The organism is Fervidicella metallireducens AeB, from assembly GCF_000601455.1.
Lineage (GTDB): Bacteria > Bacillota > Clostridia > Clostridiales > Caloramatoraceae > Fervidicella > Fervidicella metallireducens.
Window position 1 is genome coordinate 82,106 of sequence record NZ_AZQP01000001.1, and the last position, 23,913, is coordinate 106,018.

A 23,913-nucleotide genomic window follows, 5' to 3' on the forward strand; every position below is an offset into this window, starting at 1 on the left:
TGGTGGTGAGATGATGAAAAAAAGGTATAAATTACTATCGATATTACTTCTTGTTATTATATTTTTTACAGGGTGTTGGGATAAGGTAGAAATAGAAAATAGAGCATTTATAGTTTCTATAGCAGTAGATGCATTAACAGAAAAAAATCCAAATGCCAGCACAACACAGGGAATTTATGAAGATACATCCCCAATTATGAAGGGCATTTTTACTGTTATTTCGCCTCAGAAATTAGCATCAGGAGATCCAAAACCATATGAAGTCTTGAAAAGCCAAGGATTGAATCTTTCAAATATTGTTGTAAATTTAAGCAACAAATTTGGAAGGAGTCCATTTTATGCACATACAAGGGTATTTTTACTAGGTGAAGGATTGTTAAAAAATGAAGATGCTTTTTTAGGAACTTTAGATGTAAATGCCAGATTTCATGAATTTAACAGGCAGATGTATGTTGTTGCAGTAAAGGGAAACATAGATGAAATTTATAACACAGACTTAAAACTGGATGATACCCCATCTGAACATATTAAAAATATAATAGACGGAGCCGAAAAACTTGGTTCATCAATAAAATTAGATTTGTCCAGTTTCCTTTCAAGCTTACGAGACAATGGCAGTGTACTTATTCCGTGTATTGAAGTTAAAAATGGTGAGATGACAGCTAGTGGCTTAGCAATAGTAAGTGACTATAAATTTCAAGGGTACATCCCTGATAAATATATCAGAGGATATGCATGTTTAATCAACAGGTTAAAGGGAGGAAGAAAGGTAGTTGAAGATGGAAACAAAGAATATTCCTTTTCTATATCTTCATCTAACAGAAGAATCTGGCTTGTTGATAAGAATAAACCCAAATACAGGATAAGTGTAGAAATGGAGGGGGATTTATATCAATACAGTTTTAATGAAGAATTAATGAATCCAGAAAAAATTGAAGATGTAAAAAAACTTCTTGAAGATTCCTTAAAACTTGAATTAGAGGAAGAAATAAAGTATTTTCAGAATGATGTAGGAAAGGATTTTTTAGGAATAGGTGAGTATACTAAAAAATATCACAATAAATTCTTTAAGGAACATGAAAAGGATTGGGATGAGACCTTTAAAAATGCAGAATTTCAGGTGGATGTAGAAATGTTTATAAGAAGAATAGGCCCTTCAAGATAGATTTTTAAAAATATATTTTTGATTTGACATTTTACTTACAGATAGATTAATGGTTCCTTTTATTCAAAATAAACTCTTATGCCATGTTTAAAAATAATTATTTTGGAAACAATTATAAATGAGATACAGAGTTGTATTTTACATGGATATTTGTAACAAAATAACATATAAGAGTTTAGGGGGAGTACCATGAAAAAGCTGTTTTTTTCAATAATTACTATTTTGCTGATTTGTGGCATTGTTTTTACCACAAATAAATCAACTGTTCAGGATGATATAAGCCATAAACTTATCAGATTTCATGTTGTAGCTAACAGTGATTTAGATACTGACCAAGCTACAAAATTGAAGGTAAGGGATGAAATTCTTAAAAAAATCGGACCTGATTTAGCTGAGAGCAAGTCATTAAATGAATCTTTAAATATTCTGAACAAAAATTTAAATGAGATAAAAAGTATTGCTGATGATGTTTTAAAAAGGGAAGGTAAAGATTATACTGCCACTGCGGCAATTGGTCGGTTTAACTTTCCCATTAAAAAATATGGAGAGATAACCCTTCCAGCTGGGGAATATACAGCTTTAAAGGTTGTACTAGGAAAGGGTGAAGGGAAAAATTGGTGGTGTGTAATGTTTCCTCCACTTTGTTTTATTGATATTACAAAGGGATTGACGACAGAAAAGACAGATATAGAACTGAAAAAAGTGTTAGATGAAAGTGAAATAGAGAGTATAACAGCCTTTAAGCAATATGAAAACCAAAAGCAGCTTAATAAAACTGTGAAAGCTAGCAAAATTCAGGAAAATAAAGCTAAATCCTCGGAACATATGAAGGTTGAACTTAGATTCAAGTCTTTAGAGATGATAAAAAAGGCATATCAAAGTTTAAAGAACATAAAGGTTGAAATATAAAATTAAGGAATGGGATAAATATTTCCATTCCTTTATAAATTATTTCTCTCTGCTAGCCTCATGAGCAGATTACATATATCTTTTGCTGCATCAGGTTTTGATTTTTCAGCAGCGCTTTGACGCATTTGATTTAATCTATTGGGGCTGCTTGTAAGCTGGTTCAGTAGAGGAACTATATTTTCACTGTTTTTAATTCTTGCCGCAATTCCGCTGTTTAAAAGATAGTCTGCATTTCGTTCTTCCTGACCAGGTATTGGACTGATAATTATGAATGGAAGATGTTTTATCAGGGCTTCAGTAATAGTTAATCCACCTGGTTTAGAGATTATAATATCTGATACAGACATCAATTCATTTATTTTATTTGTAAAACCCAATACAACCGTCTTTTTATTGCAGCGGCTGCTGATGTTATCAAGCTGATTTTTGAGCTTAGTATTGCTTCCGGTACAGGCAATTAACTGAATATCAAGGGAGCTGAAGGCTAAATTTTCAAAAATATCCTTTATACTCCCAATGCCAAGGCTTCCACCCATCAGCAGTAATGTAAGTTTACTTTTATCCAGATCAAACTCCTTATAGACATTATCGACCTCAATTGGATTTAAGAAATCCTGATTTACAGGTATCCCTAGAGGATATATGGCTTCTTTTGAAATACCCTTCTCAATTAAATCAGTTACAAAATCCTCATGGGGAATAACATAAGCATCAATATAACTATAAAACCAAAAGGAATGCGGTGCGTAATCTGTTAATATGGCAGCAACAGGAACAGTTGTTTTTCCTTTTCTTTTTAATATAGACAGCATTTCTAATGGGAATGGATGGGTACAAAGGATAACATCAGGATTGAACTCGTCAATTAATCCTTTAAGTTTAAGGGAAAGGACGTCATTAACTAATCCTGAAAATGTTGAAATTGCATCCTCTGTTTCAGCATATTTATAAAGTTTTGCATAGATAAATGGAGTTTTTTTCAGTGTTTTTAAGTAGCTGCCTACCACTAATTTATCTACAACTGGATTTATATATTTTAAGGTATCTACTATCTGAACTTCTACATGGGAATAGTATTTTTTGAAATAATCTTCAACAGCCTCAGCTGCTTTACTATGTCCATTACCTGCAGAAACTGTCAGTATTAATAATCGCACTTTATCACCCCTGTTTAATTAATTGCACCACTTAATATTATAATCAAAAATTTTCCTCCTGGTCTATTAATAACCTAAGATTAACATATCATTTACAAATAATAAATATTTTCATCTACTTATTGATAAAAATTAAAAAAACAAGAATAAAAAGCAAAATATTACAGAAAATAATTTCTAGCATTGGTGGTTTGGAGGTGGATTATGAAAAAAATTAACACTATTTTGATTCCATTATTTATTGTGTATTTTATTGCGGATATTATTACTCAGTCTTTATTTTTAAAGTCATATTCAGCAGTTATTTCATACAATGTAGGTTCAAACAACTCAAAAGTTAAACAAATTGAATCAAAGTTAAAGCAGCTAGGTTTTTTCAAAGGCAATCCAGATAACTATTATGGAACCGATACAAGGGAGGCAGTAAAAAAATTTCAAAGATCAAGGGGATTAAAAATAGATGGTATAACAGGCAATGCTACTTTAAAAGCTTTGGGATTATCAGATAATCAAGGAAATAACAATTCCTCATCAAGTAAATCATCTCAAAAAACTGCTCAAAGTGCAGATATAAATTTACTTTCAAGGGCTATTAATGGCGAGGCAAGAGGAGAACCTTATGTAGGTCAGGTTGCAGTTGGAGCAGTTATAGTAAACAGAACAAGAGATCCAAGGTTTCCAAGAACCATTGCTGGTGTTGTATATCAACCGGGGGCCTTTACAGCTGTTTCAGATGGACAAATTAACGCGAAATTAGAGGATAGCTCTTTGAAGGCAGCCAGGGATGCTGTTAACGGCTGGGATCCAACTTCAGGCTGTGTGTTCTATTATAATCCGGCAAAAACTACAAACAAATGGATATGGTCAAGACCAGTTATAAAAATTATAGGAAAACATCATTTTTGTAAATAGAGGTGAAAACATGTTTAAAAAAAGAGCGGTTCTTGCAGTCATTGTTTCTTTGATTGTTGTTGGTTCTTCAACCTTTGGAACACTGATGTATTTAGATAGACGTGATTATAGAAATTATTTGCAGAATCAGTATCAGAAAAACCTGTATGATGTAATAAGTAATGTTGAAAATCTACAGGTGGCACTATCTAAGGCAACAGTAACAGCTTCTCCAAGGCAGAGCTTAATTTTGTTTGGTGAAATATGGAAAGAATCTAGTGCAGCCCAGGACAAATTAAATGCACTGCCCATAACTCATGTTGCCATTTCTCAAACCAGCAAATTTTTATCTCAGGTAGCAGATTTTTCTTTAGCTTTGGTCAGGGCTAACAATAGAGGACAGGAATTAACTGATGAAGAATGGAAAAACGTTGAAAAACTAAAGGACTTTTCAGGGTACTTAAGTATGCAGCTTAAAGCTCTGCAGCAGGAAGTATCAGATGGTAAAATCAAATGGGGAGAAATAAAACACAAAGGAAGAAAACTTTTTGCTGGAAACATTCAAAATACAGTAGATGTAAAGTTTGAAGGTATAGCAAGTGAGATGCAGCAGTACCCAACTTTAATTTATGACGGACCATTTTCAGAGAATGTTTTAAATATAAAACCAAGAATTTTGAGTGAAAAGAAAATAACTTTGGAGGAGGCAAAGAAGATTGCGGCTCAAGTAATAGGTAAGGAAAAAGTTCAGGAAACCAGCCTTTACAGCAATAAGACAGGTGAAAAAATACCTTGTTATGCAATAGCTGTAAAGATAAAAGGAAGAAAGGATTCTGATATAAATATAGATATAAGTAAAAATGGCGGCAAAGTTATATATATGCTTGACTCAAGAGAAGTAAAAGAAGCTAAAATTAAAATGAAAGATGCCATTGAAAAAGGTACAAAATTTCTTGAGAAATTAGGATATAAAGACATGATACCAACATTTTCACTAAGATATGATAACGTTGCTGTTATAAATTATGTGTATGTAAAGAATAAGGTTGTGGTATATCCAGATCAGATAAAGCTTAAGGTTGCACTGGATAACGGTGATATAGTGGGAATTGAATCACAGCATTTTCTTATTGCACACTATGACAGAAAGATACAATCACCTAAAATCACTTTAAAGGATGCAAAGAAAAGTGTCAGCAATAGGTTGAATATCAAAAACATAAGGCTATGTATAATACCTATGGAATCTCTAAGGGAAGTTTTTTGTTATGAATTTTACGGCGATTATAATGGAGAAAAATACATCATATATATAAATGCCTTTGATGGAGAAGAGGAAAGAATCCTTAAAATACTGGAAACCCCAAATGGTGAACTGACAATGTAATATTTACATGTTATAGACTTAGTTTTTGTGGTTAAAATATAACTACCGACCTGAATTATAGTGTGAAACTCTAATCCTTTTATAACCATTTAATAAAATGAATTTTAATGGTTCTCTACAGGATTATTGGGATTATCTACATTATATTTAAGGGAGGGGTTATTGTGAGCAAACATCACAGTATAATGTCTGAGGATTTTAAGTACGAACTTGCAAAAGAACTTGGGGTCTATGATGTGGTTAAGTCAGAAGGATGGGGTTCAGTTTCTTCAAGGCAATGTGGAAACCTTGTAACTGCTGCCATAAGATATGCTGAAAAGTTGTATGAACAACAGAATAACGGAATGCACTAAAGGCCGACCTATTGGTCGGCTTTAAATTTTACATAATCAAATTTATACATGAGGAGTACTGAGTTTACAAACAATATATATTAGTTTATTATATTTTAGATAGGAATTTTAATAAAGGAGTTGGAGATAATGACAAGAGCACTTGCACTTGTTTCTGGAGGATTAGATAGTATACTAGCAGCAAAACTTGTTAAGGATCAGGGAATTGATGTTATAGGGATATGTTTTAAGTCAGCTTTTTTTAGTCATGAAAATGCAGTTAAAATGACTGAGCAGATAGATATACCTTTAAAGGTTGTTGATTTTACTGAAGAACATTTTGAAATGGTAAAGAACCCTAAGCATGGTTATGGGAAAAATATGAATCCATGTATAGACTGTCATGCAATGATGATGAGTTATGCAGGAAGACTATTAGAGGAACTTAATGCAGATTTTATTATTACAGGTGAAGTTTTAAATCAACGTCCTATGTCCCAAAATAAATCAGCCCTTGATATAGTTAAGAAAGAATCAGGCTTTGAAGATAAAATATTAAGACCACTTTGTGCAAAGAATCTTGAACCAACAAAGATGGAATTAGAGGGTTTAGTTGACAGGGAAAAATTAGAGTCAATAAGCGGTAGGTCCAGAAAAAGGCAGATGGAGCTTGCTAAGGCTTGGGGAATAGAGGAATACCCATCACCAGCAGGAGGGTGCAAACTTACAGAACCTAATTTTTCTAATAGACTTAAGGATTTATTGATGCATAACAAGGATGCAAAGCCACAGGACGTGGAAATTTTAAGATATGGAAGACATTTTAGAGTAAGTGAAAGGGCAAAGGTTATATCAACCAGGGAACAGAGTGAGGCTGAAATCATTAAACCACTTATAAATAAAAATGATTATGTATTTATAGCTAAGGATTTCACTGGCTCTATGGTAATCCTTCAAGGAAGTCCTGAAGAAGAAGATATTCTTCTTGCAGGAAGAATATGCGGAAGATATAGTAAAGGTAAAGATCAGGATGAGCTGGAGATAAAATACAAACAAAATTCAGATAAAACTTATAATATATTAAAGGTTAAGCCAGCAAAGGATGAGGATATAGTTCAATTTTTAATATAAACATAAGGATGATTTAATTTATGGAAGGAGGAGATGGAATGGGGAAAAGGGTTTTAATTTCTGTTAAAACACTTCAGCTAATAGATGACAAGCCTGAGGAGATAGAACTTATAACAGAAGGCGAATATTATAAAGAAGGCAACGAGTTTTACGCAGTTTACGATGAAACAGAGATATCTGGTATGGAGGTACCCGTACTACTTTGAAAATAAAAGAAGATGCCTTAACCATTTTAAGACAAGGGACAACCAACTCTGAACTTTATTTTAAAAAGGGAATTGAACATGTAAGTTTTTACAGTACACCCTATGGGGCTTTAGAAGTAAAGGTAAGCCCAGATAAGGTTCACATAGATGTTAATGAAAATGGAGGAAGGGTAGAACTTAAGTATAAAATGGAGGCAATTGGACTTTATCCCATTGAAAATAGTCTGGAGCTTAATATTAAACACTTAGACAATTAATTGCAATTCATATATTATGGAAAAATACTTAAATTAAATTTTAAATTAAAGCCTGCAATCTATCTGGTTACAATAAATATTAATGACTAGATAGATATCAGGCTTTTTGATTTAAGGATTAACTTTAACTGCTTTACCTTCACTTAAAGAAGTTAAAGCAGTTACTTAAACCTCTTAAAGTAAATAGTTAAACTTGCTTTAAGCACATTTTGGGCTTTGCTTTAAGTTACTTTAACTCCTAAAGCAAATGACAGATATTTACATTAACACATTGATTAATTAGGAGATTAACATCTTATATTTCTCCATTGAATAACATAAGAAAATAAGATATCATAAAAATATGCAGAAAATTTTGCATATATCGCCGAAAAACAGGCAAGTGGGGTGAAGGTTGTGTTTGATGAAAATATACTTGAGATTTTAAACTACCTTGATGAAGGAATTACTGTAATTGATACTAACGGTAAAATAGTTTTCTGCAATCAAAAGGCAGCTAAAGTAGATAATATAGATAGAAACACTGCCATAGGAAGACATATTCTTGAGGTTTATCCATCATTATCAGAGAAAACCAGTACACTATTAAAAGTATTAAATAGTGGAGAAGCAATAATAGGGAATTTTCAAAGCTTTAAAAATTATAAAGGTGAAAGTATAACAACAATTAATTCAACAATTCCAATAAAAAAGAACAAAAAGATTACAGCTGCTCTTGAAATATCAAGGGATATAACTGAAATGCGAAAGCTATCTGAGGAGCTGGTTGAACTTAGAAACGAGCTTCTAGATATTGAAAGGGAAAAAATTGAACCACAGAAGAAATATACACCTTCCAATACATTAAATTCCAACAAATCTAAACTGTATACCTTCATGGATATCATTGGACAGAGCGACGTAATGTTAAGACTTAAGGCATATGCGTTAAAGGCAGCTGCTTCATCTTCACCAGTGCTGATTTATGGGGAAACAGGGACAGGTAAGGAATTATTTGTACAGGCTATACATAATTCCAGCAGTCGAAAAAATAAACCCTTTATAGCGCAAAACTGCGCTGCTCTTCCCTCAACACTACTGGAAGGGATTTTATTTGGTACTGTAAAAGGAAGCTTTACTGGCTCAGAGGATAGGCCTGGTTTATTTGAGCTGGCGGATGGAGGAACCCTTTATCTTGATGAGCTTAACTCCATGCCTATGGATTTACAGGCAAAGCTTCTTAGAGTTCTTGAGGATGGAAAGGTAAGAAGAGTAGGGGATACTAAAGAAAAAAATGTAGATGTCAGGATAATAGCATCTGTAAACAGTGAACCACAAAAATGTGTAAAAAATCAGGTTATAAGGATGGATTTATATTATAGATTAAATGTAATAAGTCTGACTATCCCAGAGCTTAAGAATAGAAAATCAGATATTCCAATTATGGTTCAACATTTTATAGAAAAGTATAATAGAAAGTTAAATGCTAAAATTAAAGGTATTTCAAGGGAAGCAATGGAAAAATTACTTGAGTATGATTGGCCGGGAAACATAAGAGAATTGGAACATGTACTGGAAGGAATAATAAATCTTAAGGAAAGTGAATATATAGAATTAAGTGATTTACCGGAGTATATAAGGGAAGACAAAAACAAATCACTTAATGAGATATTAGATGAAACAGAAAAAAGAATAATTTGCGAAACATTGAAACTGATGGACTATAATATTTCAAAAACAGCAGAATATTTAAAAATACCAAGACAGACACTTCAATATAGAATGAAGAGATTTAATATAAAATTATAGTGCCGAAAATTAGGCGAAATCAATCTAAGAGATAAAAAATCCTGTTCAAAATTACAGGATTTTTTATATTTGGTAAAACGCTTATTTTTATACAAGCTAGAATATTCAGAACCTTTAATTTAATTATGAAAAATTCAAAACAAAAAATAAATAAATTTTCTACAATTTAGAAAGTTGGCATGATTCTTGCTTTATATATTAGCGTCGAAAAACGTAGCAAAAAAATTTTTGATAGGGAGGAATCATTCATGAAAAAAGGATGTCCATACGGAACACATAGGGTAATTGAGCCAATTGGAGTACTACCACAAACGGCAGTAAAAATTGATAATAGCATGGAGATTTACGACAATGAAATATTAATTGACGTAAAGACACTTAATATTGACTCTGCCAGCTTCACTCAGATTGAGGAACAAGCAGGTGGAGATGAGGCTAAAATAGCAGAGATAATGATGGGAATTGTAAGAGATAGAGGAAAACATCAAAATCCAGTTACAGGATCAGGTGGTATGTTAATAGGGGTTATTGAGAAAATAGGTCCAGCCTTAGAAGGAAAAATAGATTTAAAAGTAGGAGATAAAATAGCAACACTAGTTTCACTTTCTTTAACTCCTTTAAGAATAGATAAAATTCTAAATATTAAAAAGGACATAGACCAGGTTGATATTGAAGGAAAGGCTATTTTATTTGAAAGTGGTATTTATGCAAAATTACCTTCAGATATGCCTGAAAAACTTGCTTTAGCTGCACTAGATGTTGCAGGTGCACCTGCCCAGACAGCTAAACTGGTAAAACCAGGAGATTATGTACTTATACTTGGTGCGGCAGGAAAGAGCGGAATGCTTTGCTGCTATGAAGCTAAGAAAAGGGCAGGAGTTACAGGTAAAGTTATAGGCTTTGTAAGAGCAGGTAAAGAAGCAGAAAGATTAAAACAAACAGGTTTCTGCGATATAGTTATCGAAGGAGATGCAACTCAGCCAGTTGATGTTTTAAACAAAGTATTAGAAGCAACTGGGGGAAGATATGTTGATATATCAATAAACGTTGTTAATGTTCCAAACACAGAAATGGCATCAATACTACCAGTGAGAGATGATGGAACAGTTTATTTATTCAGTATGGCTACAAGCTTTACAAAGGCAGCTTTAGGAGCAGAGGGTGTTGGTAAAGATGTAAATATGATTATAGGAAATGGTTATACTAAGGGACATGCTGAAATAACTCTACAAGTTCTAAGGGAAAATGAAACACTAAGAAAAATATTTGAAGAAGTATATGCCTAATGAATTTTAATGGGGGGAAAAACGATGAGAAACTTTAAAGAAATTGAACTTTGGAAAGATGTAACTGATGAACAGTGGAATGATTGGAAATGGCAGACTAGAAACAGAATAACAAATGTAGAAGATTTAAAAAAGGTAATTAACCTAACTCCAGAAGAAGAAAATGCAATTGATAAGGTACTTAAAACTTTAAGAATGGGAATAACTCCATATTATGCAACTTTAATGGATCCTAACGATCCAAACTGCCCAGTTAGAAAACAAGCTGTTCCAACAATAGCAGAGCTTAATTTCTCAGATGCAGATATGGCAGACCCTCTACATGAAGATGGAGATTCACCAGTTCCAGGACTTACACATAGATATCCAGACAGAGTGCTTCTTTTAATAACAGATATGTGTGCTATGTACTGCAGACACTGTACAAGGAGAAGATTTGCAGGACATACAGACGGTTCAATGCCAATGGAAAGGATAGATAAGGCTATAGAATACATCAGAAACACTCCTCAGGTTAGAGACGTTTTATTATCAGGAGGAGATGCTTTATTAGTTGATGATGATGTTTTAGAATATATCATTAAAAAACTTAGAGAGATACCACATGTTGAAATAGTTAGAATTGGTTCAAGAACTCCAGTAGTTAACCCAATGAGAATTACACCAGAGCTTGTTAATATGCTTAAGAAATATCATCCAATCTGGCTTAATACTCACTTTAACCATCCAAATGAAATAACTGAAGCATCAAAGAAGGCATGTAAACTTCTAGCAGATGCAGGTATTCCGCTTGGAAACCAATCAGTTCTTTTAAGAGGAGTTAATGACTGTGTGTTCATTCAAAGAGATTTAGTACATGAACTTGTTAAAATGAGGGTTAGACCATATTATCTATATCAATGTGACCTTTCACAGGGTATTGAGCATTTTAGAACAAAGGTTTCAAAGGGTATAGAAATAATAGAGGGCTTAAGAGGACACACTTCAGGTTTCTGTGTTCCAACCTTCGTTGTTGATGCTCCAGGAGGCGGTGGAAAGACACCAGTAATGCCACAGTACATCATAAGCCAATCACCAAAGAAAGTTGTGTTAAGAAATTTCGAAGGTGTAATTACAACATACACAGAACCACAACATGCAGAAGAAGAATGTAACTGCAGAACATGTAAAGAAAATAGAAAAAAGACAACTGGGGTATCACAGCTTTTAGAAACGGAAACACTAAATTTTGAACCTAATATATTAGAAAGAAGAGAAAGAGCAGCAAAGAATCATCATGAATAAATCCAATCTGTAAAGGAATAACTTAAGACTGGGATTTAGATAATAGAAGGTGCAGTAATGAATTTTACAGAAATACTAAAACAGTACAAAAAAATAGCTATAATAGGTACAAGCAAAAATGCAGGAAAGACCGTCACACTTAATGAGTTGATAAATATTGCAGATAATAATTCAATAAGACTGGGTATCACATCCATCGGAAGAGATGGAGAAAGAAAGGATATAGTAACTGACACTGAAAAACCGCCAATATATGTTAAAAAAGGTACTTTCTTAGCTACAGCAGAGGGATGTCTGGTAAAGAGTACAGCTTCCTTTGAAATTATTGATGTAACAAATCTTCACACTGCCATGGGAAGAATTGTTGTATGCGAAATAATGGATGAGGGATATGTTGAAATTGCCGGGCCTGACAGCTCAACGGAAATTAAAAAAGTCTCAGATTTTATGTTAGAACTGGGAGCAGATACAGTTTTAATTGACGGAGCATTAAATAGAAAAACTCAGGCTTCACCTGCTGTTGCAGATGCCGCCATTCTTGCGACAGGTGCTGTGGTTTCAAGAAGTATGGATATGGTAATAGAAAGAACAAAACATACCGTCAAAATGTTAACACTTCCACAGGTTGAAAAGGATATACTGGCATTGTGTGAGGAGGCCGCCACCTCCTCACAGGTTGCCTTTATTGATAAGGATAAAAATATCATCAATACCAGCTATAAAACGGTATTAGGAATAGCAGATGATATCATATGTCAAGTGAAGGAAGACTATGAATTTATAGTGATACCAGGAACATTGATGGGCAGCTTTTTAAGAGGAATGCAGCAGCTTGTAAGATACAAAAAAATTAAAATCGTAGTAAAGGACGGAACTAAAATATTCGTTGAACCAATGGATTATAAAATATTTGAGAGAAATGGTGGAGAGATTTATGTTATGGAGCCTATAAATCTAATGGCTGTAACTGTAAATCCCTATTCACCAGATGGCTATTTTTTTGAACCGGAGCTTTTTCTAAAGGCTATGAAGGATGAGCTTTATCCTATTGATGTGTATGATTGTATGCAGGGAGGTTTTTAGATGGAATTCATGAATAAACACACCTTTAAAAGTCTTGAAATGGATTATATATTTTCTATGATTTCACCAAAAACCCCCTATGGCATACAATTAAAATCAGAGAGCAGACCTTATTTGATAGGTGAAGAGGAAGACTTAAAAAGAGAATTGGATGAGATTGAAGGACTTATAGACCTTACTGACAAGTATCAGCAGGAGTTTAGAGAAATAAAATCTATTCTCAGAAATATTAAGGAAATCCGTGGCTCACTGAAAAGGGCAGAAAATAACATAGTTTTAGAAGAAGTAGAATTTTTTGAGATAAAGAATTTTCTTTTTTCAATTAAAGACATATCTTTAATTCAGCAGAGAATTGAAAATATCTCAGAAAAATTGAAACTGTCAAGGGCACAGGATTTAGAGAGTTTACTTGACCCTGAAGGTACAGAGAGCAGAACTTTCTATATTTATGATAATTACTCAGATAGTTTAAAAAGATTTCGTGAAGAAAAGCGAAAATTACAAAGAGAGTATGAATTAGAAAGAAAAGAAATTATTTCACAGGTTGAAGCTTTTATAGGGGGTAAGCTGAAACTTAATGGTGAAATAAATATTTTAAAAACAGATACTGAGAGGTTTAATAAGGCAATTAGTTGTCCTTATTTATCCCAGGAATCTTCAACAATTTTGATGACAACCTTTAAAGTTAAAAGTAATGAAAAACTTAATGAAATATCAGATAAACTTGAGGAAATAAAGATTCTTGAGGATAGAGAGGAATTCGGAATAAGAAGAAATTTAACAGAAAAGATAGCAGAGAATATAAATATTTTAAATAACATAATTTCAAAGATAGCATATTTCGACTATTCTCTATCAAAGGCAAAGTTTGCTAAGCAGATAAATGGTATAAAACCAATAATATCAGACCGAGAAGAAATAAAAGTATCAAATGGTCGGCATATAAAACTGGAGAGATTGCTGAAGGATAAGGGCAAGGGATTTGTACCTGTTAGTTTTTCCATAAGAAGAGGAGTAACTGTAATAACTGGTGCTAATATGGGTGGAAAAACTGTTAATCTTAAGGTGGCTGGAATTCTGGCAGCTATGACACAATATGGATTATTTGTTCCTGCAGAGGAATTCAGAACTTGTCTTTTTGACTATATATATTTTTCAATAGGGGATATGCAGTCTATTGATACAGGATTGTCAACCTTTGGCTCTGAAATATCAGGAATGAAGGAAATTTTAAATTACAGTGAAAAAAGAGGACTGATATTAGTTGATGAGCTGGCAAGGGGAACCAATCCAGAGGAAGGATATGCAATTTCAAGAGCAATAGTCAGATATCTAAAGGATAAGAATGCCTTAACACTTTTTACAACCCATTTTGATGGAATAACAAGGGAGAAGGGCATTGAACATTTAAGGGTTATTGGTTTGAAAAATATGGATTTCAAAGGCTTATTAAATAACAATGAAATAAAAGAAAAGGGCATTGATTTAATCCTGGATAATATGGATTACAGGTTGGAGAGAATAGAGGGGGAATATTCTGTTCCAAAGGATGCAATAAACATAGCAAGGCTTATGGGATTAAATGAAATAGTTTTAAAGAATGCTGAAGAAATATTAAAGGAAGGAAGTGAGGATGTCAATGAGTAAATTAAATCTGGATCAGAACCTCATAAACAGAGGTAGAGAAGCAGCTAGAAGAATAGCAGAGGATACACAGAAATTCATTGATGTACATTCAACAGTGGCTGTTGAAAGAACTATTGCAAGACTTTATGGTATAGATGGAGTGGACGATGCTGGGGTACCACTTCCAAACGTAATAGTTGAACATGTTAAAAACGCTGGTGGTTTAACAAAGGGAATCGCTTATTATATTGCAAATGCTGTAATTAATACAGGTCTTACCCCACAGGAAATTGCAGAGGGTGTAGCAAGGGGAGAAATAGATATCTGCAGATTACCTGAAAAACCAATGGAAGAGGTTGCTGCAAAGGCTCAGGAACTTGCAATTCCAACAGTAGAAAGAATAAAAAATAATAGAAAATATAGAGAAGATTTTATAAAAAATATTGGAGAAGGTCCAAAGCCATATTTATACGTAATAGTTGCAACTGGTAATATATATGAAGACGTAATCCAGGCACAATCAGCCGCAAGACAGGGAGCAGATGTTATTGCTGTTATCAGAACAACAGGACAAAGCTTACTTGACTATGTTCCATATGGAGCTACAACAGAAGGATTTGGTGGAACATATGCTACTCAGGAAAACTTTAGAATAATGAGAAAGGCACTTGATGAGGTAGGTCAGGAACTTGGAAGATATATAAGATTGTGTAACTATTGCTCAGGGCTTTGTATGCCTGAAATAGCAGCTATGGGAGCAATGGAAAGACTTGATGTTATGCTGAACGATGCATTATATGGAATATTGTTCAGAGATATTAACATGCAAAGAACACTGGTTGATCAGTTCTTCTCAAGGGTTATCAACGGATATGCAGGGGTTATTATAAACACTGGAGAGGACAACTATCTAACAACTGCAGATGCAGTAGAGGCTGCACATACAGTTTTAGCATCACAGTTCATAAATGAGCAGTTTGCTTTAAAGGCAGGACTTCCTGAAGAACAAATGGGTCTTGGTCATGCCTTTGAAATGGATCCATCACTTGAAAATGGATTTTTATTAGAGCTTGCCCAGGCACAAATGGCAAGGGAGATATTCCCTAAGGCGCCTTTAAAATATATGCCTCCAACTAAGTTTATGACAGGAAATATTTTTAGAGGGCATATACAGGATGCTTTATTTAATGCTATTTCAATCTGGACAAACCAAGGAATCCAATTACTTGGAATGATGTCAGAAGCAATTCATACACCATTTATATCAGAAAGAGCACTTTCAATTGAAAATGCAAGATATGTATTTAATAACATGAAATCAATTGGAGATGAAGTTGAATTTAAGAAAGATGGAATAATAGTAAACAGAGCAAAGGAAGTTTTATCTAAGGCTGTGGATTTACTTGAAGAAATAGAAAGAGAAGGACTTTTCTCAACTATCGAACAGGGTAAATTTGGTGATGTAAAAAGATCAAGAACTGGAGGAAAGGGTCTTGATGGAGTATTTACAAAGGATGCAGAATACTTTAACCCATTTATTCCTCTAATGCTTGGAGGTGACAGATAATGAGTGGTGGATTATATTCAACTGAGAATAAAGAATTTGACAAAACCTTTGATCCTACAAAGGTTAAAGCTTACGGAGATACAATGAACGATGGAAAGGTTCAGTTATCCTTTACACTGCCATTACCAATAGGTGATGAAGCAAAGGAAGCAGCAAGACAGCTTGCAATGAAGATGGGAATTGAAGAACCAAACGTAACCCATATGATGGATATGGGAGTTGGATATACATTTTTCGTTGTATATGGTTCATGTGTTCATTCTGTTGACTCAACAAAGATAGTTGTTCCTAAGGTTGAAACTAATACAATGTCAATGGAAGAAACAGATGAGTTTATTAGAAAGAACATTGGTCGTAAGATTGTTGTTGTTGGAGCTTGTACTGGAACTGATGCACATACAGTTGGTATAGATGCAATAATGAACATGAAGGGATTTGCTGGACATTACGGTCTTGAAAGATACCAGATGATTGAGGCAGTAAACATGGGAAGCCAGGTACCAAATGAAGAACTTGTAGCAAAGGCTATAGAGCTAAATGCAGATGCAATAATAGTATCACAGGTTGTAACACAGAAGAACGTACACATTCCAAACATGACAGAATTAGTTGAAATAGTAGAGGCAGAGGGACTTAGAGATAAGGTAGTTTTAGTTGCAGGAGGTCCAAGAATAAGCCATGAATTGGCAAAGGAATTAGGATATGACGCAGGTTTTGGCTCAGGAACATACGCTGATGACGTTGCTTCATTTATAGTACAGGAGATGGCTAAAAGAGGAATAAAATAATATGATAAAGGGGCTGTAACATTAGCAGTTTAAAGATGCTGATGCGACAGCCCTTATTTTTACAGATTGTTTAGTATGTCATTGGTATTAGAAGGTCATAATAATTTTATAATGAATAAATTAAGAGAGGTCTGAATGCGGATATTATAAAGATAAGGGAAAAGTTGTTATTTTTGAAGGATAACGTAGAAAAGCAGAAGAAAAGAAGAATTTATAAATATTATAAATAAAATTTCAGATTGCATAAAAAATAGAAAAATAAGCATAATGTTGTTAATAAGTTAATATAAATAAAAAAACATATCAAATGAGTTTCGGAGGGGTTTTATGAAAATTAAGTGGTTAGGTCATTCGTGTTTTAAAATAAAATCAGATAAAGGCATAAGAATAGTAACAGATCCTTTTGATGATAACGTTGGATATAAACTGCCTGTTGTTGAATGTGATATTGTCACAACGAGTCATGGACATTATGACCATAATTTTATTGATTGTGTTAAGGGTAATTTTGAAGTAATAAAGAAGGTAGGAATTTTCAATGTTAAAGATATATCTATAACCGGCATACATACGTATCATGATGAAATGGGAGGTACTAAAAGAGGGGATAACATCGTTTATGTCATGGAAGTTGATGGAATAAGGGTATGTCATTTAGGTGATTTAGGTCATGTTTTGACTCAAAGTCAGATTAATATGATAGGTAAGGTTGATGTCTTACTGATACCAGTAGGAGGAGTTTACACTATAAATTCTGAAGAGGCAGTTGAGGTTGTAAATCAATTAAAACCGTCAATCGTCATACCAATGCATTATAAAACACCTGCATTAAAGTTTAACCTTGATTCTGTAGAAGGATTTTTAGAGAAGGTTCATAATGTTAATTCTGTAAATTCACAAGTTATGGAGATAAAAAAGGAAGATTTAAATACTGGTGAAACAAAGGTATATGTTTTAAAATATGAATAGAATTTAGTAAATTTGAAAAAACTTTTGGGAAACAACCTTCTCGAAAGTTTTTTATTTGAATTTTGGGGAAAATTAAAGTCATAAAAAAGTTAATAGATTTTTGCAAAATTAATTATTGATATATCGTTTATTAAAGGGTAAAATAGAAAAATGTTATTAAAAAATGTTCGGTAAGGAGGAGAAACATGGCAACGAAATATGTATTTGTTACAGGCGGTGTGGCTTCATCACTAGGGAAGGGGATAACAGCTGCATCATTAGGCAGACTTTTAAAATCCAGAGGACTTAAGGTATCCATACAGAAGTTCGATCCATATATTAATATAGATCCAGGTACCATGAGTCCATATCAGCATGGAGAAGTTTTTGTAACTGATGATGGTGCAGAAACAGATTTAGACCTTGGACATTATGAAAGATTTATAGACGAAAATCTTTCGATTAACAGCAATGTTACTGCAGGAAAAGTATATTGGTCAGTTATAACAAAGGAAAGAAAAGGTGAGTATCTTGGTGGAACAGTACAGGTAGTTCCCCATATTACAAATGAAATTAAACAAAGAGTTTACAGGGTAGCAAAGGAAAGAGATGTTGACGTGGTTATCACGGAAATCGGAGGAACAGTTGGAGATATAGAGAGTCTTCCTTTTTTAGAGGCAATTAGACAAATAAAATATGAAGTAGGTAGAGAGAATGTCTGCTTCATACATGTAACCTTGCTTCCTTATCTTGGAATGTCAGGAGAACTTAAAACAAAACCTACTCAGCATTCTGTTAAGGAATTAAGAAGTATAGGCATACAGCCAGATGTGATTGTATGCCGTTCAGAAAAGCCACTTTCAGCAGAAACAAAGGATAAGATAGGGCTTTTCTGTAATGTTGATGGAGATTCTGTTATACAGAATTTAGATGCTGAAACCCTTTATGAAGTTCCTTTACTGCTGCATAACGAAGGTTTAGATGCCTTAATTGTAAAGAAACTTAACATTGATTGTAAAGAAGCAGATTTAACTGAATGGACTGATATGGTAAATACACTTAAGAACGTAAATAAAAGAACAAAAATAGCTTTAGTTGGAAAATATGTAGAGCTGAAAGATGCGTATTTGTCAGTAGCTGAAGCCCTTAGACATGCTGGAATTGCAAATAACTGTGAAGTGGAAATAGATTGGATAAATGCTTGTGATATGGATGAGAACAACTATAAGGAAATATTAAAAGAAGCAGAGGGAATACTTGTACCTGGAGGATTTGGAGACAGAGGAATTGAGGGAAAGATTCTTGCCATAAAATATGCCAGAGAAAACAATATTCCATTTTTAGGGATATGTCTTGGTATGCAGCTGGCTGTTGTTGAGTTTTCAAGACATGTTGCTGGTCTTGAAGGAGCCAATAGTTCAGAAATTAATCCAGATACGAAATATCCAGTTATCGATCTTATGCCGGACCAGAGAAATATAGATGAAAAGGGCGGAACTATGAGATTAGGCTTATATCCATGTAAGCTTAAAGAAAATTCAAAGGCATATAAAGCATATGCTGATGAAGTTATATATGAAAGACATAGACACAGATATGAATTTAATAATGAATTTAGAACTCAGATAACAGAAAAAGGACTGATTTTATCAGGAACATCACCTGATGATAGGCTGGTTGAAATAGTTGAAATTCCTGAACATAAATGGTTCGTAGGGGTACAATTCCATCCAGAATTTAAATCAAGACCAAATAAGGCACATCCTCTGTTCAGGGATTTTGTGAAGGCATCCTTGGAAGATAAATAGTTAATAAAGATAAAAATCTGGCTGAAAAGTTTAGCAGAACTCAGTTGAAGTAGTGATGCTAAAACTTTTCGGCCTTTATGTTGAATTTAAAAATCATATCCAATTATGTTCAGTATCTTTTATATAAAGCCTTACACTTCCACAATCTTTACAAAGTTCTGCATGAAGAGTTTCGTGTTCAGGTAATAATCCGGAGTTATATTTAAGTCCACATATACTGCCCCTTAAGGATGTTTCAACAGTTACATCCTTTTCAAGGTTTGTTGACCCACAGTAAATACATTTTTCCATAACACACCTCCATGGGATAATAAATTTAGGGCTTTAGAATCCTTATTTTAATAATATTTGAATTTTTTCCATGATATTCATATATATACATAAAAATAAATAACAATAGCATAATATTTTGAAGATGTGAAGAAACTAAGTTACGGAGGTGTTATTATGGGTAAAAATAAAGATCAGATTAGATATGATGGGAAGATGGATTTTGAATTTGGAGAAGAAACTGCCTCATTCTCAAGAGAAGTGGCAGCAAAAAACAACAGGTATTTAGAGCTGGAGATGCCTGCTAAAAAAATAACTAATAAAACAGTTAAATAGGGAGAGTGAAACTCTCCCTTGTTGTTACCTCTTTATATTTAATATAGCTCTTGCTTCATCGGGTGTTGCAATCTCACGTCCAAGTTCCTTAGCAAGACGTGCAACCCTTTCTACAAGCTGGCCATTTGTTGCTAAAACACCTTTAGAATAATATATATTATCCTCAAGACCAACCCTTGCATGTCCTCCCATAATTATGGCAGCAGCGGCCATAGGAGTCTGGAAACGGCCTATACCTGCAACTGTCCAGGTTGAGCCAGCAGGTATTGAACGAACCATATGAAGTAAATCTTCCATAGTTGCAGGCATTCCACCAGGAACTCCAAGGACAAAGTCAAAATGCATTGGGCCATCTATTAAGCCCATTTTATGCAGCCTTACAGCATTTTCTATCATACCTCTATCGAATACTTCGATTTCAGGTTTAACATTATTAGCCTTCATCTTTGTTGCAAAGTTAACTAGAGATGGCCAGCTGTTAACAAATATTTCATCACCAAAGTTTATTGTTCCAGCATCTAAAGTTGCCATTTCTGGATACAATTCAACTGGCTGAAGTCTTTCTTCATCAGACATCCCAACAGCACCACCTGTTGAAACCTGAATAATTGCATCGGGACATTTTGCCCTTATAGCATCAATAACTTCCTTAAACCTGTTTTTGTCCTGAGTTGGTGTACCATCATCACGTCTTACATGTACGTGTAAAATTGAAGCTCCAGCTGAATAAGCTTCATATGCAGACTGCGCCATTTCTTCTGGGGTATAAGGCACATGAGGACTTTGTTTTTTTGTAACTTCTGCACCTGTTAAAGCACATGTGATAATTAACTTTTCCATAATAACCTCCTATTTGTTGTATCTTTGTTTATCCTTTGGTGTAACGCAGGTTCCTGAAGCTCTGCACACAACAATAGGTTCTGGCAGCACATCACAAGCTGAATCACTTCCTGGAACTGGTGCTATAACCTTTCTAGCTTCAAAGACCATTTTTCTTGAAGTATTACCAACCTCAACAATTTCCCCTACGGCTTCGATGTAGTCCCCTGCAAATACAGGAGCTAAAAATTCAACTTTGTCGTAAGCCCTGAATAAACCTTCATCACCATCATGGCGGATTAAAAGTTCAGTTGCAACGTCTCCAAATAACTGAAGCATTCTTGCACCATCAACAAGGTTTCCACCGTAATGTGCGTCATGACTTGACATTCTTAATCTGATCATTACTTTTTCATTTACTGGCACGATAATTACCCCCTATTAATTTGATATTTCTTAATATTATTATTCTTCGAAATAATATAAAATCCTTCTTTTTTTGACATAAATATTAAGTAAAATTATCAAAATTAAAAAGGATTTTAGAACTTGATAGAGAATAATTATTATTAGGAGGTGAGCTTATGATTTTTAACGCTTCCAGTAAAATAGCCGTTAAGTGTAGTGAATGCGGTAAATTCAGTATAATAAATTTAGATTTTTTTAAATTAAAAACTGCAACAAGTTTCAGATGTGATTGTGGCAGCAAGTTATTAAAAATACAGATAATAAACAATGAGCTTTTAATCGAAATAGATTGTATAGCATGTGAAAAGACACATGCATATAAATATAGGCTTAAGGATATAATAGAAAGGCCTGTAACTATAATTAGCTGTCCATTGATTGGAATGGAGATAGCCTTTTTGGGGAAAGAAAAGTTTGTTGAAGATATCGTAACACGTTATATGGAAGATATGTATCAGTTATTAAAATATTTAGGAATAGTTGAAGAAAGACCATCAAGAGTTGTAAAATGATAATGAAAAATTTTAAATTAGGAGGTTTCTAGGGTGAAGATTTTTATTGATACTGCAAATGTTGATGAGATTAGAGAAGCAGAGAGTTGGGGAATTTTAAGTGGAGTTACTACGAATCCATCTCTTATTGCAAAGGAAGGAAGGGACTTTGTTGAGGTTGTTAAAGAGATAACTTCTATAGTGGATGGACCTATCAGTGCTGAGGTAATAAGTTTAGAGCATGAAGGAATGGTGAAAGAAGCAAGGGAACTTGCTAAAATTCATAAAAACATCGTAATTAAAATCCCAATGACCATAGAAGGATTAAAGGCTGTTAAAATTTTAAGTTCCGAGGGAATAAAGACTAATGTTACTTTAATTTTTTCATCTGCCCAGGCACTTTTAGCAGCCAAGGCAGGGGCAACTTATGTAAGCCCATTCCTTGGAAGACTTGATGATATTGGAATGGAAGGCATGAATCTGATACGTGAAATAGTTACAATCTTTGATAACTACGGAATAGAAACTGAAATCATTGCTGCAAGTGTAAGACATCCTATGCATGCTGTTGAGGCAGCTCTTGCTGGCTCACATATTGCAACTATACCATTTAATGTATTAAAACAGATGACAAAGCATGCGTTAACGGATATTGGTATAGAAAAATTCTTAAAAGATTGGGAAAAAGTTCCTAAGAAATAATGAAGTCGGGGAAACCCGACTTTTATTTTTTATAAAAAACTTAATAGACTTAATGCTTTGAATATTATGAAGGTGACTAATGTATGATATTTTTGAAAATTAAATAAAATAATATAGCACAATTAACAAAAAATGAGTAATATTAATTGACTTTTTTTAAAAAAAGTAGTTATAATAGTATTGAGTTTTTAATAAATATATTTTAGTTCTGTTTATGGGAGGAAAATAAAAATGGATAAGGATCTTGCATTAGGTCTTGTTAGAGTAACAGAAGCAGCTGCACTTGGCTCTGCTAAGTTAATGGGAAGAGGAGATAAAAATGCAGCTGACCAGGAAGCAGTAGACGGAATGAGAAGAATGTTTGATGCATTAAACATAAGAGGTACAGTGGTTATCGGTGAAGGTGAATTAGATGAAGCACCTATGTTATATATTGGTGAAAAAGTAGGATGTGGGGACGAAAATTCCATTGAAGTAGATATAGCAGTAGATCCTCTTGATGGTACAAATCTCGTTGCCAGAGGTCTTCCAAATGCATTAGCTGTTGTTGCTGTCGCAAAAAAAGGATGTTTACTTCATGCACCAGATATGTATATGAATAAAATAGCAGTTGGTCCTAAGGCTGCTGGCTGTGTTGACATAAATGCTCCACTAAGTGAAAATATAAAAAGGGTTGCTGCTGCCCTTGGGAAAAGTGTAGAGGATGTAACGGTTATTATGCTTGATCGTGAAAGACATCAAGGCCTTATGGATGAAGTTAGAAAAGTTGGGGCAAGAATGAAGCTTATAACAGATGGAGATATTGCATCTGCAATAGCAACTGGATTTGAAGATACAGGTGTTGATATAATGGTCGGAATAGGTGGTGCACCAGAGGGAGTTATTGCAGCTGCTGCAATAAAATGTCTTGGTGGTGATATGCAGGGTAAACTGTATCCTTTAAATGATGAAGAAAGAAAAAGATGTAAGGAAATGGGTATTGATGACTGTGATAAAGTTTTAATGCTGGATGATATAGTAAAAGGTGATGAGGTATACTTTGCAGCTACAGGTGTTTCAGATGGAGATCTTTTAAAGGGTGTGGTTTATCTTCAGAAAGATATGGCTAAAACCCAATCAGTTGTTATGAGAGCAAAAACTGGAACTATAAGGTTTATTAATACAATTCATAATTTAAAGAAAAACAAAAGATAATCCTTAAAAAGCCCGAATTT

The 23,913-nt window shown here is 33.8% G+C and carries 25 protein-coding genes; 21 read left to right on the forward strand and 4 right to left on the reverse strand.

Features of this window, described 5'->3' with window-relative positions; all coding sequences use genetic code 11:
• Positions 1-13 precede the first annotated feature (13 nt).
• Both Q428_RS00380 and spoIIR read left to right on the forward strand, forming a co-directional pair.
• Positions 14-1,165 (forward strand): Ger(x)C family spore germination protein, encoded by a 1,152-nt coding sequence (locus Q428_RS00380; protein WP_035377140.1) that lies wholly within the window; start codon positions 14-16, stop codon positions 1,163-1,165.
• 189 nt (positions 1,166-1,354) lie between these two features.
• Entirely contained in the window at positions 1,355-2,074 is a 720-nt protein-coding gene (spoIIR, locus tag Q428_RS00385; RefSeq protein ID WP_051514778.1) for a stage II sporulation protein R, read from the forward strand.
• A gap of 32 nt (positions 2,075-2,106) precedes the next feature.
• Here spoIIR and Q428_RS00390 read toward each other — a convergent pair whose 3' ends face one another.
• Positions 2,107-3,231 carry an MGDG synthase family glycosyltransferase gene (locus Q428_RS00390; protein WP_035377142.1) on the reverse strand — a complete coding sequence of 375 codons (1,125 nt, stop codon included), beginning with the start codon at positions 3,229-3,231 and terminating at the stop codon, positions 2,107-2,109.
• A 204-nt stretch (positions 3,232-3,435) separates the two neighbouring features.
• On the opposite strand from Q428_RS00390, the gene sleB reads away from it, so the two are divergent.
• From sleB to Q428_RS00460, 15 genes are all read left to right on the forward strand, one after another.
• Positions 3,436-4,143: a spore cortex-lytic enzyme gene (gene sleB, locus Q428_RS00395; protein ID WP_035377145.1), complete on the forward strand. Its 708-nt coding sequence runs from the start codon at positions 3,436-3,438 to the stop codon at positions 4,141-4,143.
• Positions 4,144-4,153: 10 nt separating this feature from the next.
• The gene (gene ypeB / locus Q428_RS00400) at positions 4,154-5,509 is read left to right on the forward strand and encodes a germination protein YpeB (RefSeq protein ID WP_035377147.1); all 1,356 of its coding nucleotides are present in this window, start codon (positions 4,154-4,156) and stop codon (positions 5,507-5,509) included.
• Positions 5,510-5,673: 164 nt separating this feature from the next.
• The gene (locus Q428_RS00405; RefSeq protein WP_201769227.1) at positions 5,674-5,862 is read left to right on the forward strand and encodes a small, acid-soluble spore protein, alpha/beta type; all 189 of its coding nucleotides are present in this window, start codon (positions 5,674-5,676) and stop codon (positions 5,860-5,862) included.
• 129 nt (positions 5,863-5,991) lie between these two features.
• Positions 5,992-6,972 (forward strand): DUF814 domain-containing protein, encoded by a 981-nt coding sequence (locus tag Q428_RS00410; protein WP_035377149.1) that lies wholly within the window; start codon positions 5,992-5,994, stop codon positions 6,970-6,972.
• Between the two features lie 38 nt (positions 6,973-7,010).
• Positions 7,011-7,178, forward strand: coding sequence for a DUF1934 family protein (locus Q428_RS16205; protein ID WP_161633570.1), 168 nt, complete (start codon positions 7,011-7,013; stop codon positions 7,176-7,178).
• Positions 7,175-7,435, forward strand: a complete 261-nt coding sequence (locus tag Q428_RS16210) for a YwiB family protein (RefSeq protein ID WP_051514782.1) — start codon at positions 7,175-7,177, stop codon at positions 7,433-7,435. The genes Q428_RS16205 and Q428_RS16210 overlap by 4 nt, the downstream gene beginning before the upstream one ends.
• Before the next feature lie 396 nt (positions 7,436-7,831).
• Positions 7,832-9,223, forward strand: coding sequence for a sigma-54 interaction domain-containing protein (locus tag Q428_RS00420; protein WP_242847733.1), 1,392 nt, complete (start codon positions 7,832-7,834; stop codon positions 9,221-9,223).
• Positions 9,224-9,471: 248 nt separating this feature from the next.
• The gene (kdd, locus tag Q428_RS00425) at positions 9,472-10,509 is read left to right on the forward strand and encodes an L-erythro-3,5-diaminohexanoate dehydrogenase (protein WP_035377153.1); all 1,038 of its coding nucleotides are present in this window, start codon (positions 9,472-9,474) and stop codon (positions 10,507-10,509) included.
• 24 nt (positions 10,510-10,533) lie between these two features.
• A complete protein-coding gene (kamA, locus tag Q428_RS00430) occupies positions 10,534-11,793 on the forward strand; it encodes a lysine 2,3-aminomutase (protein ID WP_035377154.1) in 1,260 nt (419 codons plus the stop codon).
• A gap of 57 nt (positions 11,794-11,850) precedes the next feature.
• Positions 11,851-12,876, forward strand: a complete 1,026-nt coding sequence (kamB, locus tag Q428_RS00435; RefSeq protein ID WP_035377157.1) for a lysine 5,6-aminomutase reactivase subunit KamB — start codon at positions 11,851-11,853, stop codon at positions 12,874-12,876.
• Positions 12,877-14,523, forward strand: a complete 1,647-nt coding sequence (gene kamC, locus Q428_RS00440; protein ID WP_035377159.1) for a lysine 5,6-aminomutase reactivase ATPase KamC — start codon at positions 12,877-12,879, stop codon at positions 14,521-14,523.
• Positions 14,510-16,069 (forward strand): lysine 5,6-aminomutase subunit alpha, encoded by a 1,560-nt coding sequence (kamD, locus tag Q428_RS00445; protein WP_035377161.1) that lies wholly within the window; start codon positions 14,510-14,512, stop codon positions 16,067-16,069. The genes kamC and kamD overlap by 14 nt, the downstream gene beginning before the upstream one ends.
• The gene (gene kamE / locus Q428_RS00450) at positions 16,069-16,857 is read left to right on the forward strand and encodes a lysine 5,6-aminomutase subunit beta (RefSeq protein ID WP_035377163.1); all 789 of its coding nucleotides are present in this window, start codon (positions 16,069-16,071) and stop codon (positions 16,855-16,857) included. The genes kamD and kamE overlap by 1 nt, the downstream gene beginning before the upstream one ends.
• 327 nt (positions 16,858-17,184) lie before the next feature.
• On the forward strand, positions 17,185-17,826 hold the full coding sequence (locus Q428_RS00455) for an MBL fold metallo-hydrolase (RefSeq protein ID WP_035377165.1): 642 nt from the start codon (positions 17,185-17,187) through the stop codon (positions 17,824-17,826).
• 185 nt (positions 17,827-18,011) lie between these two features.
• Positions 18,012-19,613, forward strand: a complete 1,602-nt coding sequence (locus Q428_RS00460; RefSeq protein ID WP_035377167.1) for a CTP synthase — start codon at positions 18,012-18,014, stop codon at positions 19,611-19,613.
• Between the two features lie 93 nt (positions 19,614-19,706).
• Here the strand turns inward: Q428_RS00460 and Q428_RS00465 are convergent, their stop codons facing one another.
• Positions 19,707-19,904, reverse strand: a complete 198-nt coding sequence (locus Q428_RS00465; RefSeq protein ID WP_035377168.1) for a hypothetical protein — start codon at positions 19,902-19,904, stop codon at positions 19,707-19,709.
• 156 nt (positions 19,905-20,060) lie between these two features.
• Between Q428_RS00465 and Q428_RS15315 the strand changes: the two genes are divergently transcribed.
• The gene (locus Q428_RS15315; RefSeq protein WP_161633571.1) at positions 20,061-20,219 is read left to right on the forward strand and encodes a hypothetical protein; all 159 of its coding nucleotides are present in this window, start codon (positions 20,061-20,063) and stop codon (positions 20,217-20,219) included.
• A gap of 24 nt (positions 20,220-20,243) precedes the next feature.
• Here the strand turns inward: Q428_RS15315 and kce are convergent, their stop codons facing one another.
• Positions 20,244-21,059: a 3-keto-5-aminohexanoate cleavage enzyme gene (gene kce, locus Q428_RS00470; protein WP_035377169.1), complete on the reverse strand. Its 816-nt coding sequence runs from the start codon at positions 21,057-21,059 to the stop codon at positions 20,244-20,246.
• A gap of 9 nt (positions 21,060-21,068) precedes the next feature.
• Complete coding sequence (gene kal, locus Q428_RS00475) at positions 21,069-21,443, reverse strand: 3-aminobutyryl-CoA ammonia lyase (RefSeq protein WP_035377284.1); 375 nt, start codon at positions 21,441-21,443, stop codon at positions 21,069-21,071.
• A gap of 179 nt (positions 21,444-21,622) precedes the next feature.
• Here kal and Q428_RS00480 point away from each other — a divergent pair, with 179 nt between their 5' ends.
• From Q428_RS00480 to glpX, 3 genes are all read left to right on the forward strand, one after another.
• A complete protein-coding gene (locus Q428_RS00480) occupies positions 21,623-22,018 on the forward strand; it encodes a hypothetical protein (protein ID WP_035377170.1) in 396 nt (131 codons plus the stop codon).
• A gap of 33 nt (positions 22,019-22,051) precedes the next feature.
• Complete coding sequence (gene fsa / locus Q428_RS00485; protein ID WP_035377171.1) at positions 22,052-22,699, forward strand: fructose-6-phosphate aldolase; 648 nt, start codon at positions 22,052-22,054, stop codon at positions 22,697-22,699.
• A gap of 231 nt (positions 22,700-22,930) precedes the next feature.
• Positions 22,931-23,893, forward strand: a complete 963-nt coding sequence (gene glpX, locus Q428_RS00490; protein WP_035377172.1) for a class II fructose-bisphosphatase — start codon at positions 22,931-22,933, stop codon at positions 23,891-23,893.
• The last annotated feature ends 20 nt before the right edge of the window (positions 23,894-23,913 follow it).